Source organism: Magnetococcales bacterium, from assembly GCA_015228935.1.
GTDB lineage: Bacteria > Pseudomonadota > Magnetococcia > Magnetococcales > DC0425bin3 > HA3dbin3.
Map to the genome: position 1 here is coordinate 17,805 of JADGCO010000036.1, position 23,208 is coordinate 41,012.

At 56.4% G+C, this 23,208-nt stretch carries 20 protein-coding genes; 14 read left to right on the forward strand and 6 right to left on the reverse strand.

Going from position 1 to position 23,208, the window contains the following annotated elements; translation table 11 throughout:
- Positions 1–2: 2 nt before the first annotated feature.
- Positions 3–1,346 (forward strand): diguanylate cyclase, encoded by a 1,344-nt coding sequence (locus HQL65_10360; GenBank protein ID MBF0136632.1) that lies wholly within the window; start codon positions 3–5, stop codon positions 1,344–1,346.
- Positions 1,347–1,415: 69 nt separating this feature from the next.
- On the opposite strand, the gene HQL65_10365 is transcribed toward HQL65_10360, so the two are convergent.
- Positions 1,416–2,384, reverse strand: coding sequence for a DUF4351 domain-containing protein (locus tag HQL65_10365; GenBank protein ID MBF0136633.1), 969 nt, complete (start codon positions 2,382–2,384; stop codon positions 1,416–1,418).
- A gap of 17 nt (positions 2,385–2,401) precedes the next feature.
- Positions 2,402–3,118 carry a Crp/Fnr family transcriptional regulator gene (locus tag HQL65_10370; protein ID MBF0136634.1) on the reverse strand — a complete coding sequence of 239 codons (717 nt, stop codon included), beginning with the start codon at positions 3,116–3,118 and terminating at the stop codon, positions 2,402–2,404.
- Between the two features lie 77 nt (positions 3,119–3,195).
- Between HQL65_10370 and HQL65_10375 the strand changes: the two genes are divergently transcribed.
- Positions 3,196–3,963 carry a YdcF family protein gene (locus HQL65_10375; GenBank protein MBF0136635.1) on the forward strand — a complete coding sequence of 256 codons (768 nt, stop codon included), beginning with the start codon at positions 3,196–3,198 and terminating at the stop codon, positions 3,961–3,963.
- A 24-nt stretch (positions 3,964–3,987) separates the two neighbouring features.
- Here the strand turns inward: HQL65_10375 and HQL65_10380 are convergent, their stop codons facing one another.
- The 4 genes from HQL65_10380 to HQL65_10395 all read right to left on the reverse strand — a co-directional run bounded on the left by HQL65_10380 (position 3,988) and on the right by HQL65_10395 (position 7,978).
- The gene (locus HQL65_10380; protein ID MBF0136636.1) at positions 3,988–4,635 is read right to left on the reverse strand and encodes a hypothetical protein; all 648 of its coding nucleotides are present in this window, start codon (positions 4,633–4,635) and stop codon (positions 3,988–3,990) included.
- Positions 4,636–4,663: 28 nt separating this feature from the next.
- Positions 4,664–5,359 carry a PspA/IM30 family protein gene (locus tag HQL65_10385; GenBank protein MBF0136637.1) on the reverse strand — a complete coding sequence of 232 codons (696 nt, stop codon included), beginning with the start codon at positions 5,357–5,359 and terminating at the stop codon, positions 4,664–4,666.
- 292 nt (positions 5,360–5,651) lie between these two features.
- Positions 5,652–6,068 (reverse strand): DUF2170 family protein, encoded by a 417-nt coding sequence (locus tag HQL65_10390; GenBank protein ID MBF0136638.1) that lies wholly within the window; start codon positions 6,066–6,068, stop codon positions 5,652–5,654.
- Positions 6,069–6,241: 173 nt separating this feature from the next.
- Positions 6,242–7,978, reverse strand: a complete 1,737-nt coding sequence (locus tag HQL65_10395) for a polyamine aminopropyltransferase (protein ID MBF0136639.1) — start codon at positions 7,976–7,978, stop codon at positions 6,242–6,244.
- Positions 7,979–8,000: 22 nt separating this feature from the next.
- On the opposite strand from HQL65_10395, the gene HQL65_10400 reads away from it, so the two are divergent.
- From HQL65_10400 to HQL65_10455, 12 genes are all read left to right on the forward strand, one after another.
- Positions 8,001–9,497, forward strand: coding sequence for a formylglycine-generating enzyme family protein (locus HQL65_10400; protein ID MBF0136640.1), 1,497 nt, complete (start codon positions 8,001–8,003; stop codon positions 9,495–9,497).
- Between the two features lie 68 nt (positions 9,498–9,565).
- Entirely contained in the window at positions 9,566–9,937 is a 372-nt protein-coding gene (locus tag HQL65_10405) for a DUF1640 domain-containing protein (protein ID MBF0136641.1), read from the forward strand.
- A 39-nt stretch (positions 9,938–9,976) separates the two neighbouring features.
- Complete coding sequence (locus HQL65_10410) at positions 9,977–10,144, forward strand: DUF1640 domain-containing protein (GenBank protein MBF0136642.1); 168 nt, start codon at positions 9,977–9,979, stop codon at positions 10,142–10,144.
- Positions 10,145–10,284: 140 nt separating this feature from the next.
- Entirely contained in the window at positions 10,285–11,250 is a 966-nt protein-coding gene (locus HQL65_10415) for a hypothetical protein (GenBank protein MBF0136643.1), read from the forward strand.
- 122 nt (positions 11,251–11,372) lie between these two features.
- Positions 11,373–14,144, forward strand: coding sequence for a toll/interleukin-1 receptor domain-containing protein (locus HQL65_10420; protein ID MBF0136644.1), 2,772 nt, complete (start codon positions 11,373–11,375; stop codon positions 14,142–14,144).
- A gap of 109 nt (positions 14,145–14,253) precedes the next feature.
- On the forward strand, positions 14,254–15,201 hold the full coding sequence (locus HQL65_10425) for a tetratricopeptide repeat protein (protein MBF0136645.1): 948 nt from the start codon (positions 14,254–14,256) through the stop codon (positions 15,199–15,201).
- Between the two features lie 121 nt (positions 15,202–15,322).
- Positions 15,323–15,586: a twin-arginine translocase TatA/TatE family subunit gene (gene tatA, locus HQL65_10430; protein MBF0136646.1), complete on the forward strand. Its 264-nt coding sequence runs from the start codon at positions 15,323–15,325 to the stop codon at positions 15,584–15,586.
- A gap of 23 nt (positions 15,587–15,609) precedes the next feature.
- On the forward strand, positions 15,610–16,062 hold the full coding sequence (locus HQL65_10435) for a twin-arginine translocase TatA/TatE family subunit (GenBank protein MBF0136647.1): 453 nt from the start codon (positions 15,610–15,612) through the stop codon (positions 16,060–16,062).
- Positions 16,059–16,841 carry a twin-arginine translocase subunit TatC gene (tatC, locus tag HQL65_10440; GenBank protein ID MBF0136648.1) on the forward strand — a complete coding sequence of 261 codons (783 nt, stop codon included), beginning with the start codon at positions 16,059–16,061 and terminating at the stop codon, positions 16,839–16,841. The genes HQL65_10435 and tatC overlap by 4 nt, the downstream gene beginning before the upstream one ends.
- Positions 16,838–18,520, forward strand: coding sequence for a ribonuclease J (locus HQL65_10445; GenBank protein ID MBF0136649.1), 1,683 nt, complete (start codon positions 16,838–16,840; stop codon positions 18,518–18,520). The genes tatC and HQL65_10445 overlap by 4 nt, the downstream gene beginning before the upstream one ends.
- Before the next feature lie 4 nt (positions 18,521–18,524).
- Positions 18,525–22,877, forward strand: a complete 4,353-nt coding sequence (locus tag HQL65_10450; protein MBF0136650.1) for a DNA translocase FtsK 4TM domain-containing protein — start codon at positions 18,525–18,527, stop codon at positions 22,875–22,877.
- Positions 22,878–22,883: 6 nt separating this feature from the next.
- The gene (locus HQL65_10455) at positions 22,884–23,105 is read left to right on the forward strand and encodes a hypothetical protein (protein ID MBF0136651.1); all 222 of its coding nucleotides are present in this window, start codon (positions 22,884–22,886) and stop codon (positions 23,103–23,105) included.
- The last annotated feature ends 103 nt before the right edge of the window (positions 23,106–23,208 follow it).

The window sequence follows — 23,208 nt, forward strand, 5'->3', positions numbered from 1 at the left end:
TCATGGCCACAATCCTGATCGTGGATGATGATGGTCAAACAGTCGAGCAGGTCAGTCGCCTCATTGCCGACGCCGGGCATCAGCCCGATTTTTTGCTCGAAGCCCAGTATTTATTGCCCAAGCTGGAAGCCGAGCCGGTCGATCTGATCCTGCTTGATGTCAACATGCCGGAGGTGGATGGTCTGACCGTGTTGGAACGGCTTCGGGCGTGGTCCAGTCCGGATCGGGTTCCGGTGATCATGATCACCGGTGAGACTGAAGAGGATCTCATTGCCCGTTGTTTTGACCTTGGGGCCATCGACTTCGTTCACAAACCCGTCCAACCCATTGAGCTGCTCTCCCGCATCAAGATTGCCCTGAACACCAAGGCCTACATCAACGAAATTTCCGCCCGCAAGGCCGCCCTGCAACAGGCCAATGAGTTCAACGAGGCAGTCCTCGACAGCATCGAGGATGGACTTTGTGTCATCAATGGCAAGGATTTTCTCCTGCATCACTCCAACCGGGTCTTTGCCGAACGGGCTGCGCTGCCCACAGCGCGCATTACGGGACGCAAATGTCAGGAAGTCATGGCAGGGAAAGGTTCCCTGTGTCCCATCTGTCAGGGACCCACGGCAGAGCGGTGTCCGGTCCGCTTGGCCATCCATGCCACCACCACCCAGACGGATGAGCATCTCCACTATGCCCCTGACGGCAAGCGCATCTATACCAAGATCATCACCACCCTCATTCAAGGCACCCACCAGAATCCGGAACGGATTCTTTATATTTCCCGGGATGTGACGGCGCGTCGCGAAGGCGAGGAACGTCTCAAACACATGGCTTTCCATGATCCGCTGACCGGTTTGCCGAATCGGCAGTTGTTTCTGGATCGCCTGGAGCAGGCCATCATCCAGGGACGGCGGCATCGGCAATGGGTGGCTGTTCTCTACTTCGACCTGGATCGTTTCAAGGCTATCAACGACACCCTCGGGCATGCCATTGGCGATCTGCTTTTGCAACAGGTGGCCCGGCGGCTGGTCTCCTGTGTCCGGGAGAGTGACACCGTGGCCCGGCTCGGTGGTGATGAATTCACCGCCATCCTGACCAATGTGACCCGATCCGCCGACATTCTGCAAATTTCCCAGAACATGCTGAATTCACTCAGCCAGAAATTTATTCTGGAAGAACACGAACTGACCGTGACCACGAGTATCGGCATCAGTTTCTTTCCCATGGACGGAGAAGAACCCAGCGAGTTGGTCAAAAAAGCGGATGCCGCGCTGTACAAGGCCAAACACGCTGGACGCAACAATATCCAGTTTGCCTCCAAACGCCCGACTGCCGAGCAGCTCAGCGCCTCTTGAATATCAAAATTTGATGCTTCCTTCCCGCAACATGCGCCCGCAGATCGATAACGCGCACTTGCAGATCGATCATTTCTTCTCTTTTGAAGTTGCAAAAATGTCGTCAATTGATTTGGCATCCAGGATTTTGTCACTCCATTGCTTCAGGGTGGTGAGATTGGCGGTTTTCATTGTGTCATGAAGAGATTTGGGCAATGGACCAAACCGTTGTTGGAGCAACCGAAGTAAAACCTCCGCAATACCGTCCTTGCGACCTTTCTTGCGGCCTGTCTCTTCACCAATGCGTTCCACACTTGAGATATAGGGCATTTTCTGGTTCTCCTCGAATTCAAGAATCTCATGCCGAAATTGCTTGTCAATGTTTTTCGGCAAGTTGAGTACCCAGTCGATGAAGCGAAAAATATCAATAACTTGTTGACGACTGAACCCCCGTTTGTACAAACTCCGGACCAGTGTTAATTTTGCCTGATAGCGATCCGTCGGTCGATTTCTGGTTTTTTTGGCATGCAGATGTGCCAGCGTGACGACAGAAAACGGGTTGTCGGAATTTTCCAATTCGGTTTGATGTTCCAGATAATCGAGCAGTTTGACCGTGAAAAACTGGTAAGTCAGGCTTTTTCCCCACAGTGTACGGCTGTACTCCGAGGGACGCCAGCCGATTTCTTCATCGGCCAGAATGGCCAAGCCAACCACGGGTTTTTGTTGCAAATCATAAGCCCGATACTGGCAGGTATACATCCTGGCCGCAAATTCGGGTACCCGGTCTCCTTGCACTTCGATATGGATCAAAACCCAATGTTCGCTGCCATTGCGTTGCCATACCTTGACCAGCTTGTCCATGTGCCGATTGCCAATTATTGCCTCACGGGTAATCCTGGCCAACTCCGTATCCAAAAATTCGTAGCCGCGATCCCAATCAATGTCGTCATGCGCAATCGGCAAAAAAAAGGCCAGGAAATCCTTGAAATAGGCCTCAAGAATGTCTTTCCATGGGGTGTCAAAGGAGTCTTTGGGGGGCTTTGACTGGCGTTTTGGCATGACAAGCGATTCTGTGATCACCCCATGGTTTCGCACAGGTTGCCGTGTTGCTGGAATGCTTCCAGATCCAGGACCCGGATGCAGCGGCGATCCACTTCGATGATGCCTTTGTCACTCAGATCCCGCAGGATGCGGGAGAGGGTTTCGGGTTTGATGGAAATGTGTGATGCCAATAAATGTTTCGGGATATCGAGACGGATTTCGGGGAGTTTGCCCGGGTTGGCGGGCAGGGAGTCGAGCAGAAACCGGATCAACCGGCAGGGTGCGGATTGCAGACAGAGACCATCGATACTGGTCACATGACAGCTCAGTTGCCGACTCAGGTGACCCATGATCTTGAAGCAGGTTTCGGGCGACTCCCGCAATATTTCCAGAAACAGGCTGGCCTTGACGGAGAGGACATCGCTGGTACGCACGGCCTCGGCGTTGACGGGGTAGCATTTTTTGTCGAGAAACATCAGGGCCGTGCCGAATGTATCCCCGGGTTTCACGAGGCGCAGGACTTTTTCGTCCCCGGAAGGGGAGATGCGGTTCAGTTTGATCATGCCGCTGGCCACCTGATAAAAGTGGACAAAATCCTGACCACACTGTACAAGGGACTGTTTTTCCTCAACACGGACTTTGGCTATTCCCTTGTGGAGGCGGTCCAGTTGCTGTTCCGAGAGGGAAGTGAAAAGGGGCGTTCCCCGGATCAGTTCTTTTGACAGGATGGGTTTATGGTTTTTTGGGTGCATTTCCTGACTTCCGTGGTTCTTACAAGGCATGGAATTTTGGCTTAAAAAATGATGGAAAACAAGGAAAATTGACGAACATGCCACTTTGGCTCAAATACCATCTTGGGGGGGTGGCCAACCCTTTGACCCTGGGCCTGTTGGCACTTGTCGTCATCTTGCATGCGAGCCGGCGAAGGCCGGTTGCTGCCCGACGATGGGGATTGGGAGTGATTCTTTCGTTGTGGATGGTTGCCACGCCCCAGATGGTCAACCTGCTTGCCCTGCCTTTGGAGAGCCAATATCCCCCGATTCCGGTCACGGCCCTGCCCCAGAGGGATGTCATCATTGTTCTGGGTGGTGCTGTCAAGATGCCTGATTTTCCCCGTCTGGAAGTGGAACTCGGCGAGGCATCGGACCGGGTATTGTACGCCTTGCGTTTATACCAGGCCGGCAGGGCACCGCGCATATTGCTCAGTGGTGGAGGGTTTCCGGAACCGGAGGCAGCGGCCATGGCGTCCCTGTTGCAGACCTGGGGCGTCCCTGCCGAAGCCTTGATGCTGGAGACCAAAAGCCTGAGTACCCGGGAAAATGCCCTGCAATCCCAACAGATCATGAACCGGTTCGGCCTGCACAAGGCCATCCTGGTCACCTCGGCATTGCATATGCCGCGTGCCTTGGCAACCTTTCGCACGGCGGGATTGGATGTGATTCCTGCCACCACCGATGTCAATATTTCCATCAAAGCCGAACCTTTTCTGGTCCGTTACCTGCCTGATCCCGGTGCCATGGCGGGTGTGACGCAAGCGGTACGGGAGCGGGCGGCCTTCTGGCTTTATCGCTCAAGAGGCTGGATCCGATCTCCATGATGAACAGGGAGTACCGGAAAAACTTCAACCAGGAGATCCCGGCCACATCTCCTCGATCTTGCTCAAGGGAAAGCGGCGGGTTACGTAGACTTCCGTTTCGCCACCGTCGTAGACCTCCACCTCGATCATGTGGAGGTCATCATCGTCGGCCAGGAGGTAGAAATCCAGACCTTCCCCTTCCTGGGGCCGGGGAAAGAAGGCGTTGCCCCGATAATCCCCCTTGTGATAAATCCCTTTCAAAGCATCCACCTGCAAATGATAGAGCGGGGCGGTCCACCCGGTCATGGTCTTCGGTTCCTCAGCGCGGTGCAGGCTCAGGATGCCCTCCTTGTCCTCAAAAAGGCGTGCAAACTCTTCAAGCTTGAAAAGACGGGCCACTTCGCTCCGCTTGAGGCGACCGCTGACCGAAAAATGGGGAGGGTCTTCGCTGTCATCCACGGCCAGATAGACAATGGCACCATCATCACCGGTCAGGGTGAATTCGGGTTGACGCTCGTTGCCGAAGAGGTAGGTATTGACATCGGTGACCTGAAAACGCCCGCCACTCAGGGCCTGGGTGTCCAGAAACCCGAAACGCAGAATGTCGGATTTGCGCAGGTCACGGGGATGCGACAAGGAACGTTCCACCGTGTCTGGTCGGGATCCGAAAATTTTTTTGAAAAAGCCCGCCATGGGTTTGTTTCCTTGATGAAAGAGAAAATCATGCCGGTTGTTGGCGGGATTTGATCCGGGCCAGAATGTCGGCAGCGGAGCCGGAGTTGGCCCCGATGCCGGCCTGTTTCAGGCGCTCCTGGAGACCTTCGCCGGTTGTTTCCATGCGCAGGGTTTCACCGGCCTTGAGGCGATCATCCAGCTCCTGTTGCCGGTTGCGGATGCGATCCAGGGACTCCTTGGCCGTCGAGATGCGGGAGGTGGTCGAGGCATAATTGTCGGTGATGGCCTGGGTGGCTTTCTGGACGCTTTCGGTGGTCTTGACCATGACCAGTTGCCGGCGCAGATCGACCAGGGAACGTTCGGTTTGCAGGACCATCTCCTTGAGCCGTTTGGCGTGCGCGACAAAATTCTCGCCACTCTTTTTTTGGTCGGCAAGTTGCACTTGCAGGTCCGCAATGCGTTGGGCCACTTCCAGAGCCAGGGTTTCATTGCCCTTGGCCAAAGCCTGGGCGACATACCCCTCATGTTCGGTAATTTCCTTTTCCAGGCGGGCCGACTCCCGATTGGCTTCCATCTCCTTGGCCATTACTTGGGTCAGGTCGCGTCTGGCCTGTTGCAAGTGATTTTCGGCATCGTGAATTTCCTGTTCAAAAATGCGGACGCTGTTGGCATCGACAATGGATTCACCGACTTCCCGCGCACCACCGCGCACGGCGGTGACAATTTTGGCAAAGAGTCCCATACATATCTCCCACTGGTGGTTTTGTATGACTGCTCTAAAAAAATTCGTTCCCATTCAGTACCCGGTTTCCGGGCCGTATTCCCGGTTTCCGGAGTATATTTCAGGTTTCCGGGCCGTATTCCCGATTTCCGGAGTGTATTTCCGGTTTCCGGACCGTATTCCCGATTTCCGGGCCGTATTCCCGGTTTCCGGGCAGTACTCCTGGTTTCCGAAGTGTATTCCCGGTTTCCGAGCCGTATCCCCGATTTTCGGTTCCATGATGTTGCCACCACGTTTGCTGCGGTCGGGGGGATTATTTCAGATAGGTGGCCATCGCTTCCAGGGCTTCCAGGGCATTGGCACCCAAAGCGTGGATATCCTGGAGAATTATCTCGACACTGGAATCGACGGAGAGGGCACCGAACAGGACAAAATGGCGGTCGAATTTGCCAAACGACGACAGATGCATGGGAATGTTCATTCCCAGCATGGCCTCCAGCATCTGGCAGCGACTTTCCGGTTTGACTTCGTCTTCCTGCATCAGGTAGGTGACGCAGAGCAGCTCTTGACCCGTGACCCAGAGAAAGATGGGCATGGCCGCCGGATCGTCGAGGATCAACCGGGCCACGCCACTCTCTCCCGACAGCATGTCAATATGATATCCCTGTCCGGCGGGTTGCTTCTGGCTGGCCGCCTGCAACTGGCGAAAGATGGTTTCGATTCCTGACATGTCATTTCCTCCCTGGCTGGTCATTGAGGTGCGGTGTTGGCCGTGGGTTGCCTGGTACCTGCCCTGCTGGTCATTGAGGCGCGGTGCTGGCCGTGGGTTGTGCCTGGTTCCGCCCTGCTGGTCATTGAGGCGCGGTGCTGGCCGTGGGTTGCCTGGTACCTGCCCTGTGCGGGTCATTGATGCGCGGTGCTGGCCGTGGGTTGCTGGTATCTGCCCTGTTCCCGTACCCAGGCCTCGTGATGATACCGGTACATGTGTTGGGATCCAAGGCGGTTGACCTGAATATTCTCCAACCCGGAAAAAAATCCCTGCCCGAAGGCAAAGGCTCCCACCATGATTTCCCGGGTCAGCCAGGGATCGCGCAGGCTTGCGGGATCCAGGTTGCGCAGGCGCTGGCTGGCGGGCAATTCCTGTTGGGTGGCCAGGGTCCAACCCCACTCCCCAAAACTGGGTACGTTCTGATGGTAGGGTTCGACATGCTTGAACCCTGCATGGCGCAACGTCACCCCCACACACAAAAAGGCCTCCCGCGCATGATAGGGGGAAGTGGATTGCACTGCCAATGTTCCATCGTGCGTCAGGAGATTTTTCAGTTTGGCATAGAAATAGGCGGAGTAGAGCTTGTCCAGGTCCGGATGGCCCGGATCGGGCAGATCCACCAGGATGACATCGAACGCTTGCTTGTCGGCCAGCAGGGCGTCCACCGTCACAAAGGCATCTCCATAGCGGATCCGGACCCTTGGGTCGGCGAACGAACCGCCATTGAGTTGCAAAAACGGGGCGTTGATCGGGCGGCCCGCAACCTGAACGGGATGCGAAAAGAGCGCCACCACCTCCGGATCCAGTTCCAGAAGTGTCACCGAATCCGGATTCCAGCGCAGGACATTGCGCAGGGCCAGACCGTCACCGCCGCCGATGATCAGGATTTGTTTCTGGCGTGCGGCGGCGGCCATGGCCGGTTCCACGAGCATGGCATGGTAGATGTGTTCGTCGTTGCTGGAAAATTGCAGGCGACCGTCGATATAGAATCGATATACCGGTTGCCGCTGCGGGGAGCCGGCCCGCCGGGTCAGCGTGAGTCGCTGGTAGGGGGTGTTGGTGCGATGAATGACCTGGTCCTGGTAGAGGGTGTCTTCCAGCCTTTCCGACCAGGATTGGCCATGATGCATGACCACGAGGGTGAGTGTCAGGACCAGAAAAAGGATCATGAGCAGCCATTTTCCACCCTGGATGAATCGCCAGTAAAGGATCAGAAACAGCAGGCCGGCCAGAACGTTGACCAGGGCCGTGGCGGCGGCGGCCCGGGTGATCTCCATGCCGAGCATGGCCAGAATCCAGCAGGCGGCCCCGATCCCGGCCCCGATATAATCGGCTCCATAGATTGCCCCCGTATTGTGGATCAAATGCTGCTCGTGCAACAGTTCCCGTACCCGTGCTATCAGGGGAATTTCCATGCCGATCATGAATCCCATGATGATGCTCATCAGGTAGGGAGCCAGGCGGACCAGGGCGAGCAGATCGGCAAAAAAATTGCCCTGGGGTGCCAGTTCTTCGGGCAGGCCGAAGGTTTCGGCGATGATCTGTGGAAACAGATGGGCAAAGGAAAAGACCGTGGCCAGAAACAACACCATGCCGGCTCCCAGCAGGGCTATGAGGGCCTCCAGCCAGGCAAAACCGGTAAAAGGGGCGCGTACCAGCCGGGCTGCGAATGACCCGGCACCCATGGAGACGATCATCAAACCGATGATGGCGTAGATCACGGTCTCTACCGCACCGAGGATCCGTCCGGCATAATGGGCCAGGAGATATTCGTAGATCAGACCGCAACCGGCAGTCAGGGCCGTGATGACGATCAAAAACAGATCGTGGCCCAGCAGGGCGGTTTGTTTCGAGCTGAAATGAATTTTCATGGGAGCGATCCGGAGGACGAGGATGAAACAACTGTTGCAGGAAATCCAGAAACACCTGGCCAAGGGATCCTATCGTACCCTTGTGCAGGTTCGATTTTCCCTGGTTGGTGGTCTGCTGGTCAAACTGGGCTGGCAGATTCACGATCCTCTGGAAGTGAATGTGGCTTTCGAAGCGGTGGACGGTCGTCTGGCACCAACCATACCCCTGGCACTCATGGTTCCGGGTGAGTCGGCACCGGCGGTCATTTTTGAATTTCATCCTCCTGGCAGCATCACCAAGGATTTGTTGCCGCGTTCCCGACCTGGAACCTCATTTTACATCATGACGGACGGTCCTGTCTGGCGGTGTTACTATCAGGAGATGCAAAAATCCCAGCCGGAACTCTGTATCAAAACCTTCGATCTGGTCCAGGCCGATCTGGATGATGTGGGAAATTTTCTGATCAGCATTCTGGGGCGTGAGGCGCAGGTCAATGGTTCGGCCCGTCAGCGTCTGGAGAAAAAACTGGCCCTTGGGGTGAAGAAAAAACTGGAGCCATTGCGTCGCATGTTGCCCAAGGCGCAAGCCGTCGCCAGCAATCCGCCGCATCCGGAACTTTCCACGGTCCTCCAGGTCATGGCCAAAAATGCGGGGGTTGCCGTGACTGCGGAGGAGGTTGCCATGTTTCTCCAGGAGGTGAAGGAGACCAGGGTGCAGGAGGTAACGACCCGGATTGCCGTCGCCACCCAGGAAAAAAAGGAGTGGATCGAACCTGTCACCGGCATGCCTTTCCTCTGGGTACCGGGGGGGCGTTTCATGATGGGCAGCCTGGATGACGAGGCCGGACGCCTGCCCAACGAGGGGCCGGTCCATGAAGTGACTTTGGATGGGTATTGGTTGGCCAAATATCCGGTCACCTTTGCCCAGTGGAAAAAGGTGACCGATGCCGAATCCCGCAACTCTCCCTGGGCGCGTGACCGCAAAAAAACCAAGGAAGAGCTGGAGCGGGAAGAGAACGAAAAAAAATTGCTCAAGGTGAAGGGGGATTTTCCCGTGGAGACGGTCTTGCGCCAGGAGGCTTTGGAGTTTATCGACAAGCTGGGACTGCTGGGTGGCGAGGGGTCCAAATTGCGCCTGCCGACCGAGGCGGAGTGGGAGTATGCGGCCCGTGCCGGTTTTTCTTCCACCTATCCGTTTGAAGGCGATCCGCGCAAGGAGTTGGAAAATCATGCCTGGATCAACACCAACTCCAAGGGTGTGGTCCAGAAGATTGGCACCAGGAAACCCAATGCCTGGGGTTTTCACGACATGCTGGGCAATGTCTGGGAGTGGGTTGCCAATGCCTATTATGTTTATGGGGAAAGCCCGGTCACCAATCCCACCGGACCGGAGAGGGGCAATGTCTGGGTGCGGCGCGGCGGCAGTTGTCGCAGCAACGCCAAGGCCTGTCGCCCGGCCCGGCGCAACAATATTCAGGTGGATGAGGCCGAAGCCAAAAACAGCGGCGGACTTGGTTTTCGCCTGGCCAAGAGTGGTTGAGAGGCAAAATTTTTGTAGACTTTTTGGTCCTGTTGTGGAATATTTTCCGGCAAAGGAGGCAAGAAGCCATGACAACGATTACCTATGATACGTTGAAATTCGTGCGTCGTCTCAAGGATGCCGGAATTCCGGAAAACCACGCCGAAGCCATATCCGAAGCTTTCAAAGAGGCTCAGACCTCTCAGATGGAAGATTTGGCGACCAAAAAGGATTTGTTGGAACTGGATGGACAGGTGTCCAGCAAGGCCGACGTGGCCAAGGTGGATTTTCGCATTCAGGATCTGAATACGAAAATAGAAACCTTGAACGCAAAAATTGAAACCACCAGGATGGAGCTGCGTCGGGACATCGAAACGGCCAAACTGGAGGTCATCAAATGGTTGGTCGGTGCATCGGGAGCCATCGTTGCCTTGGTCAAACTCCTTCCCGGGGGACATTGATTTCGATGATGATGGTGTTCAATCTCCGGAGGAGGTTCCATGACTATCGCTGCTTTTGATACGCTTGAATTTGTTGAAACTCTTGAATCTTCCGGATTTACCAAGGAACAATCCAAGGGAATGGTTGATGCCTTCAAAAAGGCCCAGGATGCCCAGCTCAAGGAGTTGGCTACCCCGCTTCCGGCTTTGAAGACGTTGCTGGGATAAAGCTTGACGGTGGACTTGGCTTTCGTCTGGCCAAAAGCGGTTGAGAGGTTGGCCGCATCATGGTTGGTCATGAGTTCGATGTCCATGCAATGCTGAGGCATTTTGCCTTGGACGGGGGGATGATAAAGGAGTAGAGTCCTTTGGATGGTCGCGCAGCAAAGACCTGCTGGCACTGTCTGGTCGGTGAAACGCTGAAAGTGCTGCTGGGACCCGTTGGCGTTGAAGTGCGTTCGGAAGTCCAGGTCGTTTCTCTTCCGCCCAAGGCTGACCTGATTCTGATCCAGCGCCAGGGAGGCGGTTGGACAGAAGAACAGCGTTTGTTCCTGGTCGATGGATTGCGGGATCTCGATGCAGATCATATTCTGATCGAAATCAAGGTTACCGAAAGCCTGCATGAAGGTGTTCTGTCCCAGATCACGGTATATGATACCTTGTATCTGGAAACCGCCTGTTTGGAGCGGCGGCAGTTGCGGAGCGTCATTATCAGTTCCACAACCCCCCAACCTGGCTTCCTTGAGCGGTTTGCCTTTGAACCCGTCGGACCATGTGGTGTGTATGAAAGTAAACCGCGTTGGGGAGGTTCTGTCCGCCTGATTCTGCTGAACGAACTGACGGATGAAGCCCAAAACGCACCTTTGAAGTGTTTTTCAAGTAGGCGTGAGGAGCGAAAAAAGGCGTTCGAAACGATCAAACATGCAGGGTTGCTCAAACTCTCAATTGCATTTGAGCGAATCATGGTCGGCCTGTGGAGGTTGCTGATGAAAGGTGCATTGGATATAGATATTCCAGAAATAGAGGGGATTACACCCGAATATGTCTCCGGGCTTGGAAAGGAATGGCTTGACTGGTTGGTAGACGCGACACCCGATGAGGATCTTGCGGCTATGCCAAAATTTGGGCGTCTCTTGGTGCAAAGTCGTCAGGAAGACAAGGCATCCACCCTGCTTCGAATCCTGCGGCGTCGTTTTTCCGACCTGCCTGTCTGGGTTGAGTCCAGGGTTCATGCTGCCAATCTGGACACCCTGGATGCATGGATAGATCGGGCAATCGATGCGCGTTCGTTGCAGGATGTTTTTGGCGACGAAACAACCGGCAGAACGATGTAAATGCAACATATTGAATCTTGCATGTAATTATAAGACAGGATCCGGCTCCCGGGATCGGTTCAATTGACGGTCCTTGATGCGCCGAGGTGAGAATGCCAGAACGGTATCAAACGGTTTGCAACATGAATAAAATTATATATAAATATACTCCAAAAATTTTCATCAGCTATTGCACCCGTTCCGCAATCTCCGTGGCACTTGGCGATCAGTTGAAAGAACGCCTGGAAGCAAACGGATTTGACACATTCCTGGACCGGTATGATGTGCAAGTTGGGGGGAGTTTTGTCGAGCAAATCGGTGCTTCCCTTCATGACTGCCATGGAGCCGTTCTGCTTCTTGCCGAAGAGGCCAAAAAATCTGTCTGGGTTGCCGATGAAGCGGCCTTCCTGATGACCAGGAAGCAACAGTTTGAAAATTTCAAGATTGTTCCGGTTGTGATTCCGCCGGTCAAATCTGTTGAGGCGTTTTTTGGCGAGCGGAGCGAACTTTGGAAAGTTTCCAAGATTCAGGGAGTTGTTGTTGATTCCGACAATCTGGCACGGTCTGTTGACAAGATTGTTGAAGCATTCGAACCGCTCAAAAAAATACGGGATTTTTGGGGGAAACAACTGCCTCTTTCCTCCTTTGGTACCCTTGTTGATACCCAGGGTGTGCAACGTCTGGATCCCCGGGCGCGATTTTTGCCGCTGATCGGGCGGGAAGGGGAGTTGGATGAGTTGTATGGCTGGTTGAATGGGGGTAAACCGGTTTCGGTGCGTGCCTTGATTGGTGGTGCCGGGCGCGGCAAGACCCGTCTGGCCATGGAGTTGGTTCTTGCTGTGGAGGCATGGGGATGGCATGCCGGATTTTTGTCGGGTGAGGCTTTGACAAAGCTGGTGGCCCAGGCAGAGTGCGGGTGGTCCTGTCCGACGCTGGCCGTGATTGACTATGCTGCTCCCCAGGCTGCGATCCTTCACCAATGGCTGAAGCAGTTGTCGGAGCGCCAAAAAAAGCAGCGTCCGGTGTCCGGAAAAGTCGTTCCCTTGCGGATTTTATTGTTGGAACGGATGGCCGAGGAGGGGTCTGGCTGGTGGCAGACTTTGCTGGGTTCTGGCAGTTGGAAGGATGCGGATGTGCGGGATTTGTTGGATCCGCCCAAGCCGGTGCATTTGGACAGGCTCTCTTCTGCACAGGGAGAGGAAATTTTAATCCAGATGCTGCGACAATCGGGTGTGCGACACCCCACGGCACCGCAGATGCCGCCAAAAGAGCCGGAGTGGCGTGGGGAGCCGTTGTTTGCCATGATGGCTGGGCAGTTGTTGGCGGAGAGGGAGGAGCTTCCTGCCACCCGGGATGCGTTAGCGCTTATTCTGGCCGGGCGGGAGAAGGGCCGCATCGCTGGTTTTGCGCGTCGTGGAGAGCATCAGGAAGAGCAGGGGATCATGCTCAACCATTTGGCGGCGTTTGCAACTTTGTGTGGTGGCCTGGACGGATCCGCCGTTTTTCGGTTAGCGCAAACGGAGAAAGATGCCTTGGGCCTCTCTTCGGCAGGGGATCCCTGGATCCTGGCTGACCTGTTGCACCAGGCCTTGCCTGGCCCGCAAAACGGCGTGGAGGCCTTGCGCCCGGATATCATTGGCGAGGCGTTTTTCTTGTTGGCCCTGGGTGGCGGTCGGCAAGCGGCAAGTCTGGCAGCTGTGCAGCGGGCCTTTTTGGTGGCAGATAAAAAATGTATTGCGTCCCTGGTTCGCTGTGGGCAGGATTTTGTTTATGCCGGGCACCAGGAACCCCTCGCTTGGCTCGGTGCATTGGTTGAGAATCCGGATGTTTCCCTGGATATGCTGTGGAGCATCGAACAAGAGTTGCCCCACAACAGCCTTGGCCTGGATGCCTTTGCGGCGAGATTGCGGCAGAGTTTACTGGATCGTTACAGAGCATTGGTTTCGGATGACAAAACCAACGGAACCTTTATTGCCATGCAAGCAATAGCAGCAAACAACCTGTCTATTTCCTTGGGTAATCTTGGCTGGCACGAGGCGGCGCTTGCGACGATTGAGGAAACGGTTCGGATACAGCGTGAATTGTCTGCGAATCGAACTGACGTATTTATGCTGGAATTGGCTAGGTCGCTCAACAACCTGTCCAACAGATTGAGTGCCCTTGGCCGTCGCGAGGGAGCGCTTGATGCGATTGAGGAAGCTGTGCGGATATATCGTGAATTGTCTGTGGTTCGGCCTGACGCATTTATGCCGGATTTGGCTTCTTTGCTAAACAACCTGTCCTACAGATTGCGTGACCTTGGCCGTCGCGAGGAAGGTCTTGCGGCGATTGAGGAAGCTGTGCGGATGTTTCGTGAATTGTCTGTGGATCGACCTGGCGCATTTATGCCGGATTTGGCTTTATCGCTCAACAACCTGTCCGTTTTGTTGAGTGACCTTGGCCGTCGCGAGGGAGCGCTTGCTGCGATTGAGGAAGCAGTACGGATACGGCGTGAATTGTCTGCGGATCGACCGGACGCATTTATGCCGGATTTGGCCCAGTCGCTCAACAACCTGTCCCTCGGATTGAGTGACCTTGGCCGTCGCGAGGAAGCGCTTGCGGCGATTGAGGGAGCTGAGCGGATCTATCGTGAATTGTCTGAGGTTCGACCTGACGCATTTATGCCGGATTTGGCCATGTCGCTCAACAACCTGTCCCTCAGATTGAGTGCCCTTGGCCGTCGCGAGGAAGCGCTGGCGGCTGCCGAGGAGGCGGTGACGACGCTGGCACCGTATTTCATGAAGCTGCCGGAGGCCTTTGGGCAGTGGATGGGGACGTTTGTAGGTGTTTATGAAAAGAGGTTACGCGAGTTGGAAGGTGAAGCAAAAATTATGCCAATATTAGAAGAAATCAAAAAACTCCTGCCGGGCACGTAAGATTCCGAGTCAATTTCCTTGCGTAGAACAGGGATGGCATCTCCCGGAATGATGCGCTAAAATACTCCTTTTTTGGTCACCAATCCGCGCCAATATAAAGAGTATGCCCATGTCCTGGATCTGGATTTTGCCCGCATTGCTGGGAATCACCCTGGGGGTGACATTCTACCCCCTCTTTTCCCGTCGCGGCAGTATGCCCCTGCCCGTGGGACTGGAAGGCAATCCCCGCGTGGTCCTCGAAGACCGACGGGATATGCTGCTCCGGCAGATCAGGGAACTGGAACTGACCGGGGGGGAGACAACCCCACCCTCCGGAAATGACCCGGGTGCCGGGACGATACGCGCCGACCTGGAAGAGGAACTCGGCTCCATCCTGGATCAACTGCAAACCGCCGACCGGACAACATCCCCCGCCAAAACCGCCGACAATCCCCGCAATGCCGTGGATATCGCCGCCGGAATATCGGTCCTGCTGGTGATTACGGTGTTGAGCGGCGGCCTGTACCTGTTTCTGGGTACCCCTTTTCCCCCACAAGCATCGGCCATGCGCCAAGCCTCGCCGCATGGCGCGGGCGGCAATGCACCGGATATCAATACCATGGTGACCAATCTGGCCGCCAAAATGCGGCAGAATCCGGATGATCTGGTCGGCCATATCCGCATGGGACGCGCCTATGCCGTCCTGGAACGCTACACCGAAGCCATCACGGCATACACCCACGTCCTGACCCGCGATCCCCAGAATACGGATGCCGCCGCCGGCCTGGCCAGAATTCTCGTGGAAAGCGACCAGGAAGATCAATTCAAACGCGGTGTCGAACTGTTCCAGGGTGTCCTGCAACAACAGCCAAACCACCTCGAAGCCCTGTGGGTCATGGGATCCATCGCCTTTCAAACCGGGGATCGCGACATGGCCCTGACCCAGTGGCGAAAACTCCTCAAACAGGCCCCAGCCGATTCACCCATGCGCCAGGAAGTGGAACAGGCAATCCGCCAGGCCGAAGCCTTGCCCCCCAGGGCACAGAAATCCGCTCCGGAAACCAGGAGTTCCCCGTGAGCCAACCAGGCCAACTGGCGCACCTTGCTCTCTTTTGTTAGGATAGGCTCCAGGAGTGCGGGTTTCTCTTTTCGCCTCACACTTTTTTTCCCTTTTACCTGAATACAAAGGAAAACCGACCATGTTAAGCACGTGGCACATTTTCATCGTTCTGCTGATCGTCCTGGTCGTCTTTGGTGCCGGCAAACTGCCCAAGGTGATGGAAGACATTGGCCGTGGCGTCAAGGGGTTCAAGAGGGTCATGGAGAGCGACGACGAACCGGCAACCGCCAAACCTCAACAAATCCAGCCCCAGGCCCAGCCCCAGCCCCAGCCGTCCCACCCTCAACCAGCCCAGACCGCAGCCACCATCGAGGGCGAAGTCAAAAAAGAGACCAAAACCTGATTCGATAGAACGGGGTACCCCTCATGTTGGGATTCGACTGGTCAGAGGTTCTGGTCATCATGGTGGTTGCCCTGATTGTGATCGGGCCGGACAAACTTCCCGAAGTGGCCCGTGGTCTCTCCAAAGCCATGCGCCAGATCCGGCGGCTGACAAATGAAATTCGGAACAGCATCAATCTGGAAGAAATCACTCACCAGGGACGCGAGTATATCGGTGCGGAAGGCATGCCGCCTTTCACCCCCGCATCCACATACACACCACCGCCATCAGTCGATTTTGACAGGGAATTTTCAACCTCGGAACCCCCACCAAAAGATATCGTCGCAGAATCAGCCAAAACATCCCCGGTCTCCGAACCGGCTCCCAAAAGTGTCGCAGAATCAGCCAAAACATCCCCGGTCTCCGAACCGGCTCCCAAAAGTGGCGCAGAATCGACCAAGGAAGGTGGGGAAACACGCCCCAGTCCCCAATCATGATGCAGGAAGATGAAAAAGCCCCTTTTCTCGATCATTTGATCGAGCTGCGCCACCGTCTGGTGGTCTCCGCCGCAACCATCATCGGCTCTTTCCTGCTCTGCTGGGGACTCTTTTCCCAGGAGCTGTTCGCCTTTCTGTCCCAACCGTTGCGTGACATTCTCGGACCGACCGGCAAGATGGTCATGACCGCCCCGCATGAGGCTTTTTTCACCTATGCCAAAATTTCCTTTTTCACCGGCCTGTTTCTGTCAATCCCGGTGGTTTTGACCCAGCTTTGGCTCTTTGTCGCGCCCGGCCTGTACAAAAATGAAAAAAAGGCCTTCCTGCCCTTTCTCATCGCGGCCCCGGTGCTGTTCTTCGTCGGTGGTGCTGCGGCGTATTACGTGGTTTTTCCAACGGCTTTCCGCTATTTTCTCGGCCTGGTCACCGATCAATCGATTGAAACCATGATCACGATGCGCTCCTATCTGGACCTGGTGATCGCCTTGATCTTTGCCTTTGGCCTGACCTTTGAACTGCCCGTGGCCCTGCTGCTGCTGATCAAGTCGCGGATCCTCTCCACCGCCAGCCTGATCAACAAACGCCGCTACAACATCGTCCTGGTCTTCGTCATTGCCGCCTTCCTGACCCCGCCGGACCCGATTTCCCAAATATTGTTGGCAATTCCGATGCTTGCCATGTACGAAATTTCCATACTCCTGGGTCGCCGGATCGAGAAGAATCGCGCCCGGGAAGAGATGGACGAGGCACATGGCCAAGAGGAGGAATCCGGCTCTTGAAAGCAGCTCCCGCACAACCGATCCATATCGTCCCCCTGGGTGGTCTGGGCGAGATCGGCTTGAATCTCATGGTCTATGAATACGACGGTCACCTGTTGCTCGTCGATTGCGGTGTGACGTTTCCCGCTTCGGATACGCCAGGGGTGGATTTCATCATCCCGGATGTGCGCTATCTGCTGGAAAACCGGGAGCGCATCCTGGCCCTGGTCCTGACCCACGGTCACGAAGATCACCTGGGAGCCGTCCCGTTCATCCTGCCCGATCTGCCGCTGCCCATCTATGGCACGGCCATGACCCTGGCCATCCTGAGTGGCAAATTGAAGGAACATGGTCTGGCCGACCAGATTCAAACCATCCGCGTCCAGCAGCGGGATCGCGTCCAGATCGGTCCGTTTTCCGTGCATTTTCTGCCCGTGACCCACTCCATTGTGGACTCATCCGCCCTGGCCATCACCACCCCCCTGGGGACCATCATCCATACGGGTGACTTCAACTTTGACCACACCCCGGGAGATGCCCACACCACGGACATCTACCGTTTGGCGGAATACGGTCACAAAGGGGTCCTGGCCCTGCTTTCCGACTCCACCAATGTGGTGCGCAACGGCAGCACCGTTTCCGAGCAGAATGCCCGTGCCACCCTGGCGTCCCTGATTCCCAAGGCCAAAGGCCTGCTGGTCGTCTCCCTGTTCGCCTCGAATATACGCCGGATCCAGAATGTCCTGGAACTGGCAGCGGAGCATGGTCGAAGGGTGATTCTCAATGGTCGTTCCCTGGTCACCAACGTTCAGTTGGCCCGGGAACTCGGTTTTATCAATCCGTCGCCGGACCTGCTGCTGGACATCAGGTCATTCGGTTCCCTGCCGCGTGATCAACTGCTGATCCTCTCCACCGGCAGCCAGGGGGAGCCCAACTCCTCTCTGGCCCGCATCGCCAGCGGCGAACACAAGGAGATTCACATTCTCCCCGGGGATACCGTCATTTTGTCCTCGCGTTTCATTCCCGGCAACGAACGCACCATCTGGACCCTGATCAATCTTCTCTCCCATCGCGGGGCCGAGGTGATTCATGAAAAATCCCTGCCCGCCATCCATGTTTCGGGTCATGCCCCGCGTGATGACCTGAAATTGATGCTGGCCCTGACCCGCCCACGTTTTTTCATTCCGATCCACGGCGAACTTCGCCACCTCCATCTGCATCGGGAGCTGGCCATCGAGATGGGCGTCAAACCGGAAAATACCCTGGTGGCAACCAATGGGGACCGGGTAGAATTGACCGGAACTACCCTGCGTATCCTGGAGCAGGTCATCCATGGACGGGTCTTTGTGGACGGCAAGGGCATTGGCGATGTCCGGGATCTTGTCCTCCGGGATCGCCTGCATCTTTCCCAGGATGGTCTGGTCGTGGTCGTCCTGCTCGTGGAAAAAGATACGGGCCGCATCCTGGAAGGCCCGAAACTGCTGACCCATGGCGTGATCCGGGAGGAGGAACACCAGGATTTGTTGGAAAATGCCCGCCAGGCCGTGCAGGATGCCCTGGCGCTCGGCCCCAAGGGAATGGATTTCAGCGACGAAGAAGATGTGGGTATCAAGGATCTGGCCCTGCGTGCCCTGCGGCGGTTTTTCAAAAAAAGGTTGGGTCGCAGGCCAGTCGTTCTGCCGCTGATCATGGAGATGTAGAGTCGTGGCCCCACCGAAAAACGAGTTCATCCATAAGCGCAAGCTGGCCAAGGATAAAAGAGACTCCCTGCTGCGAGAGGTGTTTGGCGTCCTGCTGATCGGGGTCAATGCCTTTCTGGTGGTGAGTCTGGTCACCTTCAGTCGGGATGACGCCTCCTTCAACAATACGGGCGGCGAGGTCATTCACAACATGGCCGGTCTGTCCGGGGCTTATCTGGCGGATGTCATGTTCCAGGTTTTTGGTCTGGCTGTCGCCTGGGTGCCTCTGGTGCTGGCCATGATCAGCTTCCGTTTATTGCGGAAAAGCTCGCTTGCCCTGCTTCTGGAGCAGTTCATCTCCCTGCCCATGCTGACCCTGGTCTCTGCCCTGCTGGCCACGGTCCTGGTCCCCCCGGAAATGACGCCATGGCTCCCGGCCGGACCGGGTGGGGTCACGGGGCTTTTCGGTTCCAACGCCCTGACCTATACCCTCGGTACGCCGATCACTGTCCTGCTGTTGGGTGTTTTGGGTTTGATCTCCCTGTTCATTCTGACCCATTTTTCCCCAGGCCGGTTTATGGGGATTTTTGGCGGAGAGAGTTCCGGCAAAGGCAAAAAATCGGACTCCGGCAGGCATGACCCGGTCAAACAACATCCGCAGCACCAGGAATTGCCACACCATCAACCAGCGGCTGCCCGTACCTCGCCCGGCATTGTGCGGCGAGGTGTCAATCTGGTGGGAAACGGCATTCGCCTCACGGCGACCGGAACAAGTGCCCTGGTCGTGGGGGGGGTCGTCGGCAGTTTTGGCCTGCTTGGCAGGGGAGTCAAAAAAGGGTTTGGTTGGTTGGGAAACATGCGTGTTCCACTCCTGCCTAGACCTGGCCGCTCCTCGCCGGTCACGCCTCCGCTTCCCGCGCCTCCGCCTCTCCAGGAAGCCAAACCCGTACAGGACGCCGAGCCTGGACCAGCCGATATTTTCCAGGCTGATGCAGAACGTGTCGAGCCGTCTATCGATCCGGTTCCCGAGGTTATGCACCTGGAACCGGTTCTTGATATCGATCCGGTCGCCGAGAAGAGGCAGAGTGTTCCCCCTGCTGCGCCGGCCTCCCATGAGAACGAGCCTGTTTTCGATCCGGAACCGGAGTTGAGCCTGCCGCCGGTCGCTTCTGCAACCGGACCTGAAGCATCCCGGTCGCCATCCGAACCGGTTCCGCCGCCAATGGCTCCCGTCATCATGCCCGCCGCGCCCCGGATGCAACCTGAGCCGGATGCATCCCGGATCATTTCATCGCCATTTTCGCATCGGCAGCGGATGGCTCCCCCCGCGCCGACCCAGGAGGGATCTCCCGAGGAATTTTCCTTTCCTCCGACCGTGGTGCCCATCACCTCGCCGACATCCGCCGCCATTTCGCCGGCCATGCATGCGGAGAGTTCGGATGATGATCCCGATTTGCCGCCCCGGGAATTGTCGGTTGGGCCTTGGGGCTTGCGCCCGAGTGCGACTTCATCGCCGGATGCGGTTCCAGCGGAGAAAAATGTCTCCCAGACCCCTGCGGAGAAACATGTTCCCCATGCCTCTGACAAAACCTCCTCCGGCGGGGCGATCCATTCCCCTCCCCAGTGGATTACCCGGGTATTGGCCCGTTCGCATCCAGAGGCCGTATCCTCGTTGCCGGTGGTTGACAAGACCCCACCTGCATCTGGTGCCGCGCTGCCTGGTGTTTCCAAAAGCACCTTGTCTCGCGCCCAAGGTGTATTCGAACCGCGACACGCACCTCCTTCCGTCTCTCCGGAAAACACCCTGTCCCGGGAACAGGGTACCCCGCAGACGGGGCATGAATCTTCTCCCGACTCTTCCCCTGCCAGCGCGTCATCTCCGGTGCAGGATGCCCTGGAGTCACGGCATGAACCTTCTTTCGATTCTCCTGCGGCAGGCATGTTTTCTCCGGAACAAGCGGCCCCTGAGTCACGGCATGAACCCTCTCTCGATGTATCGGCAAAGAAGTTGATGTCGCCGGTACCAGGTGCCCCTGAGCCGCAGCGTGAACCCTCTCTCGATGTATCGGCAACAGGGGTGATGTCGCCGCTACAAAGTGCCCCTGAGCCGCAGCGTGAACCCTCGCTCGATGTATCGGCAACAGGGGTGATGTCGCCGCTACAAAGTGCCCCTGAGCCGCAGCGTGAACCCTTTCTGGATGGTGCGGAGAACGATGTATCCCAAGAGCATCTCTCTCCCGAGCCAGGGCATGCACCTCCTCTCAGACCGGTGATCCTGGAGGTCAAATCATCCCGAAAACCGGACGAGGATCCTTTTGGCGATGAACAGGAATCTGGCATGGCTGCCGCGCCGGATCCGTTACTGACATCCCCTCTGCCTTCCTTGCAACCATTTCTGGATACCGCTCCCCGGCCCATGCAGCCGGTAGCGGACACTGCCGGACCTGTTCGGACGGATCATGGACGGATGGCAAGTGACTTGGCCGGGGATATGCCTGCCGGTTCTCCAAGCGGCCATGACGGCAGTACCCATGCCGGAACAGGCGCAATGAGGGGCTTTCATTCCGGACTGGATCAGGTGGCAGAAGCGGATACGGCGGTTGGCGGCATTCATTCCGGACTGGATCAGGTGGCAGAAGCGGATACGGTGGTTACCGAATCGGATACGATGACCGAATCGGATATCCTGGAGGATTCTCTCGCCGGTCCCGAAGAGGATCTCCTTGCCCAGGCAAGGCGTGCCCAGATGCTGGATTCGGGAGATGTGGAAGAGTTTTTTCCGGGTCTGGACACGGCAGCCGACACCCCGGATGAGTCACCCGATGAAATTCCGGACGTGAATAAAACCCTTTTGCCGCCAATCTCCATTCTGGCACCCAAGCCACCCAACGTGCATCGCGAGGCGGACCGCCAGGTCCTGGAGATGAAGTCGCGCCTGATCGAACACAAACTGGCCGACTTCAAGGTCAAAGGCCAGGTGATCGATGCCCGGCCCGGCCCAGTGGTGACAACCTTCGAATTGGATCCGGCACCCGGTCTCAAGGCCTCCAAGGTGATCGGTCTGGCCGATGATCTGGCCCGTTCCATATCGGCCCTTTCGGTGCGGGTGGTCGGCAATATTCCCGGCAAGAGTGTCATTGGTATCGAAGTTCCGAACGACAACCGGGAAACCGTCTATCTGCGGGAAATTCTTGAATCGGAGACGTTCGTTTCCCAATCACAGAAAAATCCCTTGAGCGTGGCGCTCGGGTGTGACATCAACGGCAATCCGGTGGTGGCGGACCTGGCCCGCATGCCCCATCTTTTGGTGGCCGGGACCACAGGGTCCGGCAAGTCCGTGGCCCTCAATGCCATGATCTGTTCCATTCTGTACCGCAACACCCCCGAACATGTCCGGTTTTTGATGGTGGATCCGAAAATGTTGGAACTCTCCATTTATGAAGGGATTCCACATTTGCTGGCCCCGGTGGTTACCGAGGTCAAGAAAGCCGCGACCCTGATCAAGTGGGCCGTGGCGGAAATGGAACAGCGCTATCATCTCATGTCGGAATTGTCGGTGCGCAATCTGGCCGGCTACAACCGTCATATCCGCGAATTTCGCCGTACCGGCCAGGTTCCCACCCGCAAGGTGAAGGTGGGATTCGATCCGGAAACCGGTCTGCCGGTGGAGAAAGAGGTACCCCTGCCCCTGGAAACCAAACCCCTGATCGTCATTGTTGTGGACGAGCTGGCCGATTTGATGATGCAGGTCGGCAAGGAGGTGGAACCTGGTATTGCCCGGCTGGCCCAGATGGCCCGGGCTGCCGGACTCCATTTGATTCTTGCCACCCAACGTCCCTCGGTGGATGTCATCACCGGCTTGATCAAGGCCAATTTTCCCACCCGTCTGGCCTTTCAGGTGGCCACCCGGATTGACTCCCGCACCATTCTCGACGCCAGCGGTGCCGAACGTCTGTTGGGCATGGGCGACGGACTCTATCTTCCCCCCGGGACCTCCCACATGCAACGGGTCCATGCCCCCTTTGTGGCCGATGGGGAGGTTCAGGAGCTGGTTGAATTTCTCAAGACAACCGGTCAACCCCAATACGACGCCTCCGTTCTGGTGGAACGGGATGACGACGATGACGATGAATCCGCTTTCGGCGGCCCTGGTTTGCGTGCAGATGGCGACGATGGCGATTATGATGAACTCTATGACCAGGCCGTCGATATCGTCCTGCGTGCCCGCAAGGTGAGCGCCAGCATGATCCAGCGCTACTTCAAGATCGGCTACAACCGCGCCTCGCGCATTGTCGAACGCATGGAGAAAGATGGGTTGATTTCGGAGTCCAACTCCCAGGGAAAACGCGAGGTTCTGGTCCCGGCCCGGCCTGAATAAATACGAGTGGATCGATACCACGCCCCGGGCCAGACCCCGGTTCGCAACCGTCCGCTCTTCGTGGCAAACTCACTGGCACCCAACGTCCATGAAAAACTCAAGGAACAAGGCATCCATGGCAAACCGTTGCGCGCCATCACAGGCAGGGATCTGGCCTTGTTGATCATGCAAAGGCTGACAGATCCATGTTTTCATGTTGAGTTGGAGTTCAGACGGATTTTTATGTAATAATATTTAAATGACTTAGAAAATGTCTGATAACTTGTTCATTTCAAGAAAAACGAATGAAAAACTGGGATGGAGGTCCAGGAGGAAGGGCTGTGCCCTTCCT

Coding starts and splice junctions, on each gene's coding strand:
- HQL65_10385 (MBF0136637.1), bottom strand. CDS start 5,359: ATGGGACTCTTTGCCAAAATTGTCACCGCCGTGCGCGGTGGTGCGCGG.
- HQL65_10420 (MBF0136644.1), top strand. CDS start 11,373: ATGAATAAAATTATATATAAATATACTCCAAAAATTTTCATCAGCTAT.
- HQL65_10425 (MBF0136645.1), top strand. CDS start 14,254: ATGTCCTGGATCTGGATTTTGCCCGCATTGCTGGGAATCACCCTGGGG.
- HQL65_10395 (MBF0136639.1), bottom strand. CDS start 7,978: ATGAAAATTCATTTCAGCTCGAAACAAACCGCCCTGCTGGGCCACGAT.
- HQL65_10360 (MBF0136632.1), top strand. CDS start 3: ATGGCCACAATCCTGATCGTGGATGATGATGGTCAAACAGTCGAGCAG.
- HQL65_10390 (MBF0136638.1), bottom strand. CDS start 6,068: ATGTCAGGAATCGAAACCATCTTTCGCCAGTTGCAGGCGGCCAGCCAG.
- HQL65_10405 (MBF0136641.1), top strand. CDS start 9,566: ATGACAACGATTACCTATGATACGTTGAAATTCGTGCGTCGTCTCAAG.
- HQL65_10370 (MBF0136634.1), bottom strand. CDS start 3,118: ATGCACCCAAAAAACCATAAACCCATCCTGTCAAAAGAACTGATCCGG.
- tatA (MBF0136646.1), top strand. CDS start 15,323: ATGTTAAGCACGTGGCACATTTTCATCGTTCTGCTGATCGTCCTGGTC.
- HQL65_10365 (MBF0136633.1), bottom strand. CDS start 2,384: ATGCCAAAACGCCAGTCAAAGCCCCCCAAAGACTCCTTTGACACCCCA.
- HQL65_10410 (MBF0136642.1), top strand. CDS start 9,977: ATGACTATCGCTGCTTTTGATACGCTTGAATTTGTTGAAACTCTTGAA.
- tatC (MBF0136648.1), top strand. CDS start 16,059: ATGATGCAGGAAGATGAAAAAGCCCCTTTTCTCGATCATTTGATCGAG.
- HQL65_10435 (MBF0136647.1), top strand. CDS start 15,610: ATGTTGGGATTCGACTGGTCAGAGGTTCTGGTCATCATGGTGGTTGCC.
- HQL65_10400 (MBF0136640.1), top strand. CDS start 8,001: ATGAAACAACTGTTGCAGGAAATCCAGAAACACCTGGCCAAGGGATCC.
- HQL65_10375 (MBF0136635.1), top strand. CDS start 3,196: ATGCCACTTTGGCTCAAATACCATCTTGGGGGGGTGGCCAACCCTTTG.
- HQL65_10380 (MBF0136636.1), bottom strand. CDS start 4,635: ATGGCGGGCTTTTTCAAAAAAATTTTCGGATCCCGACCAGACACGGTG.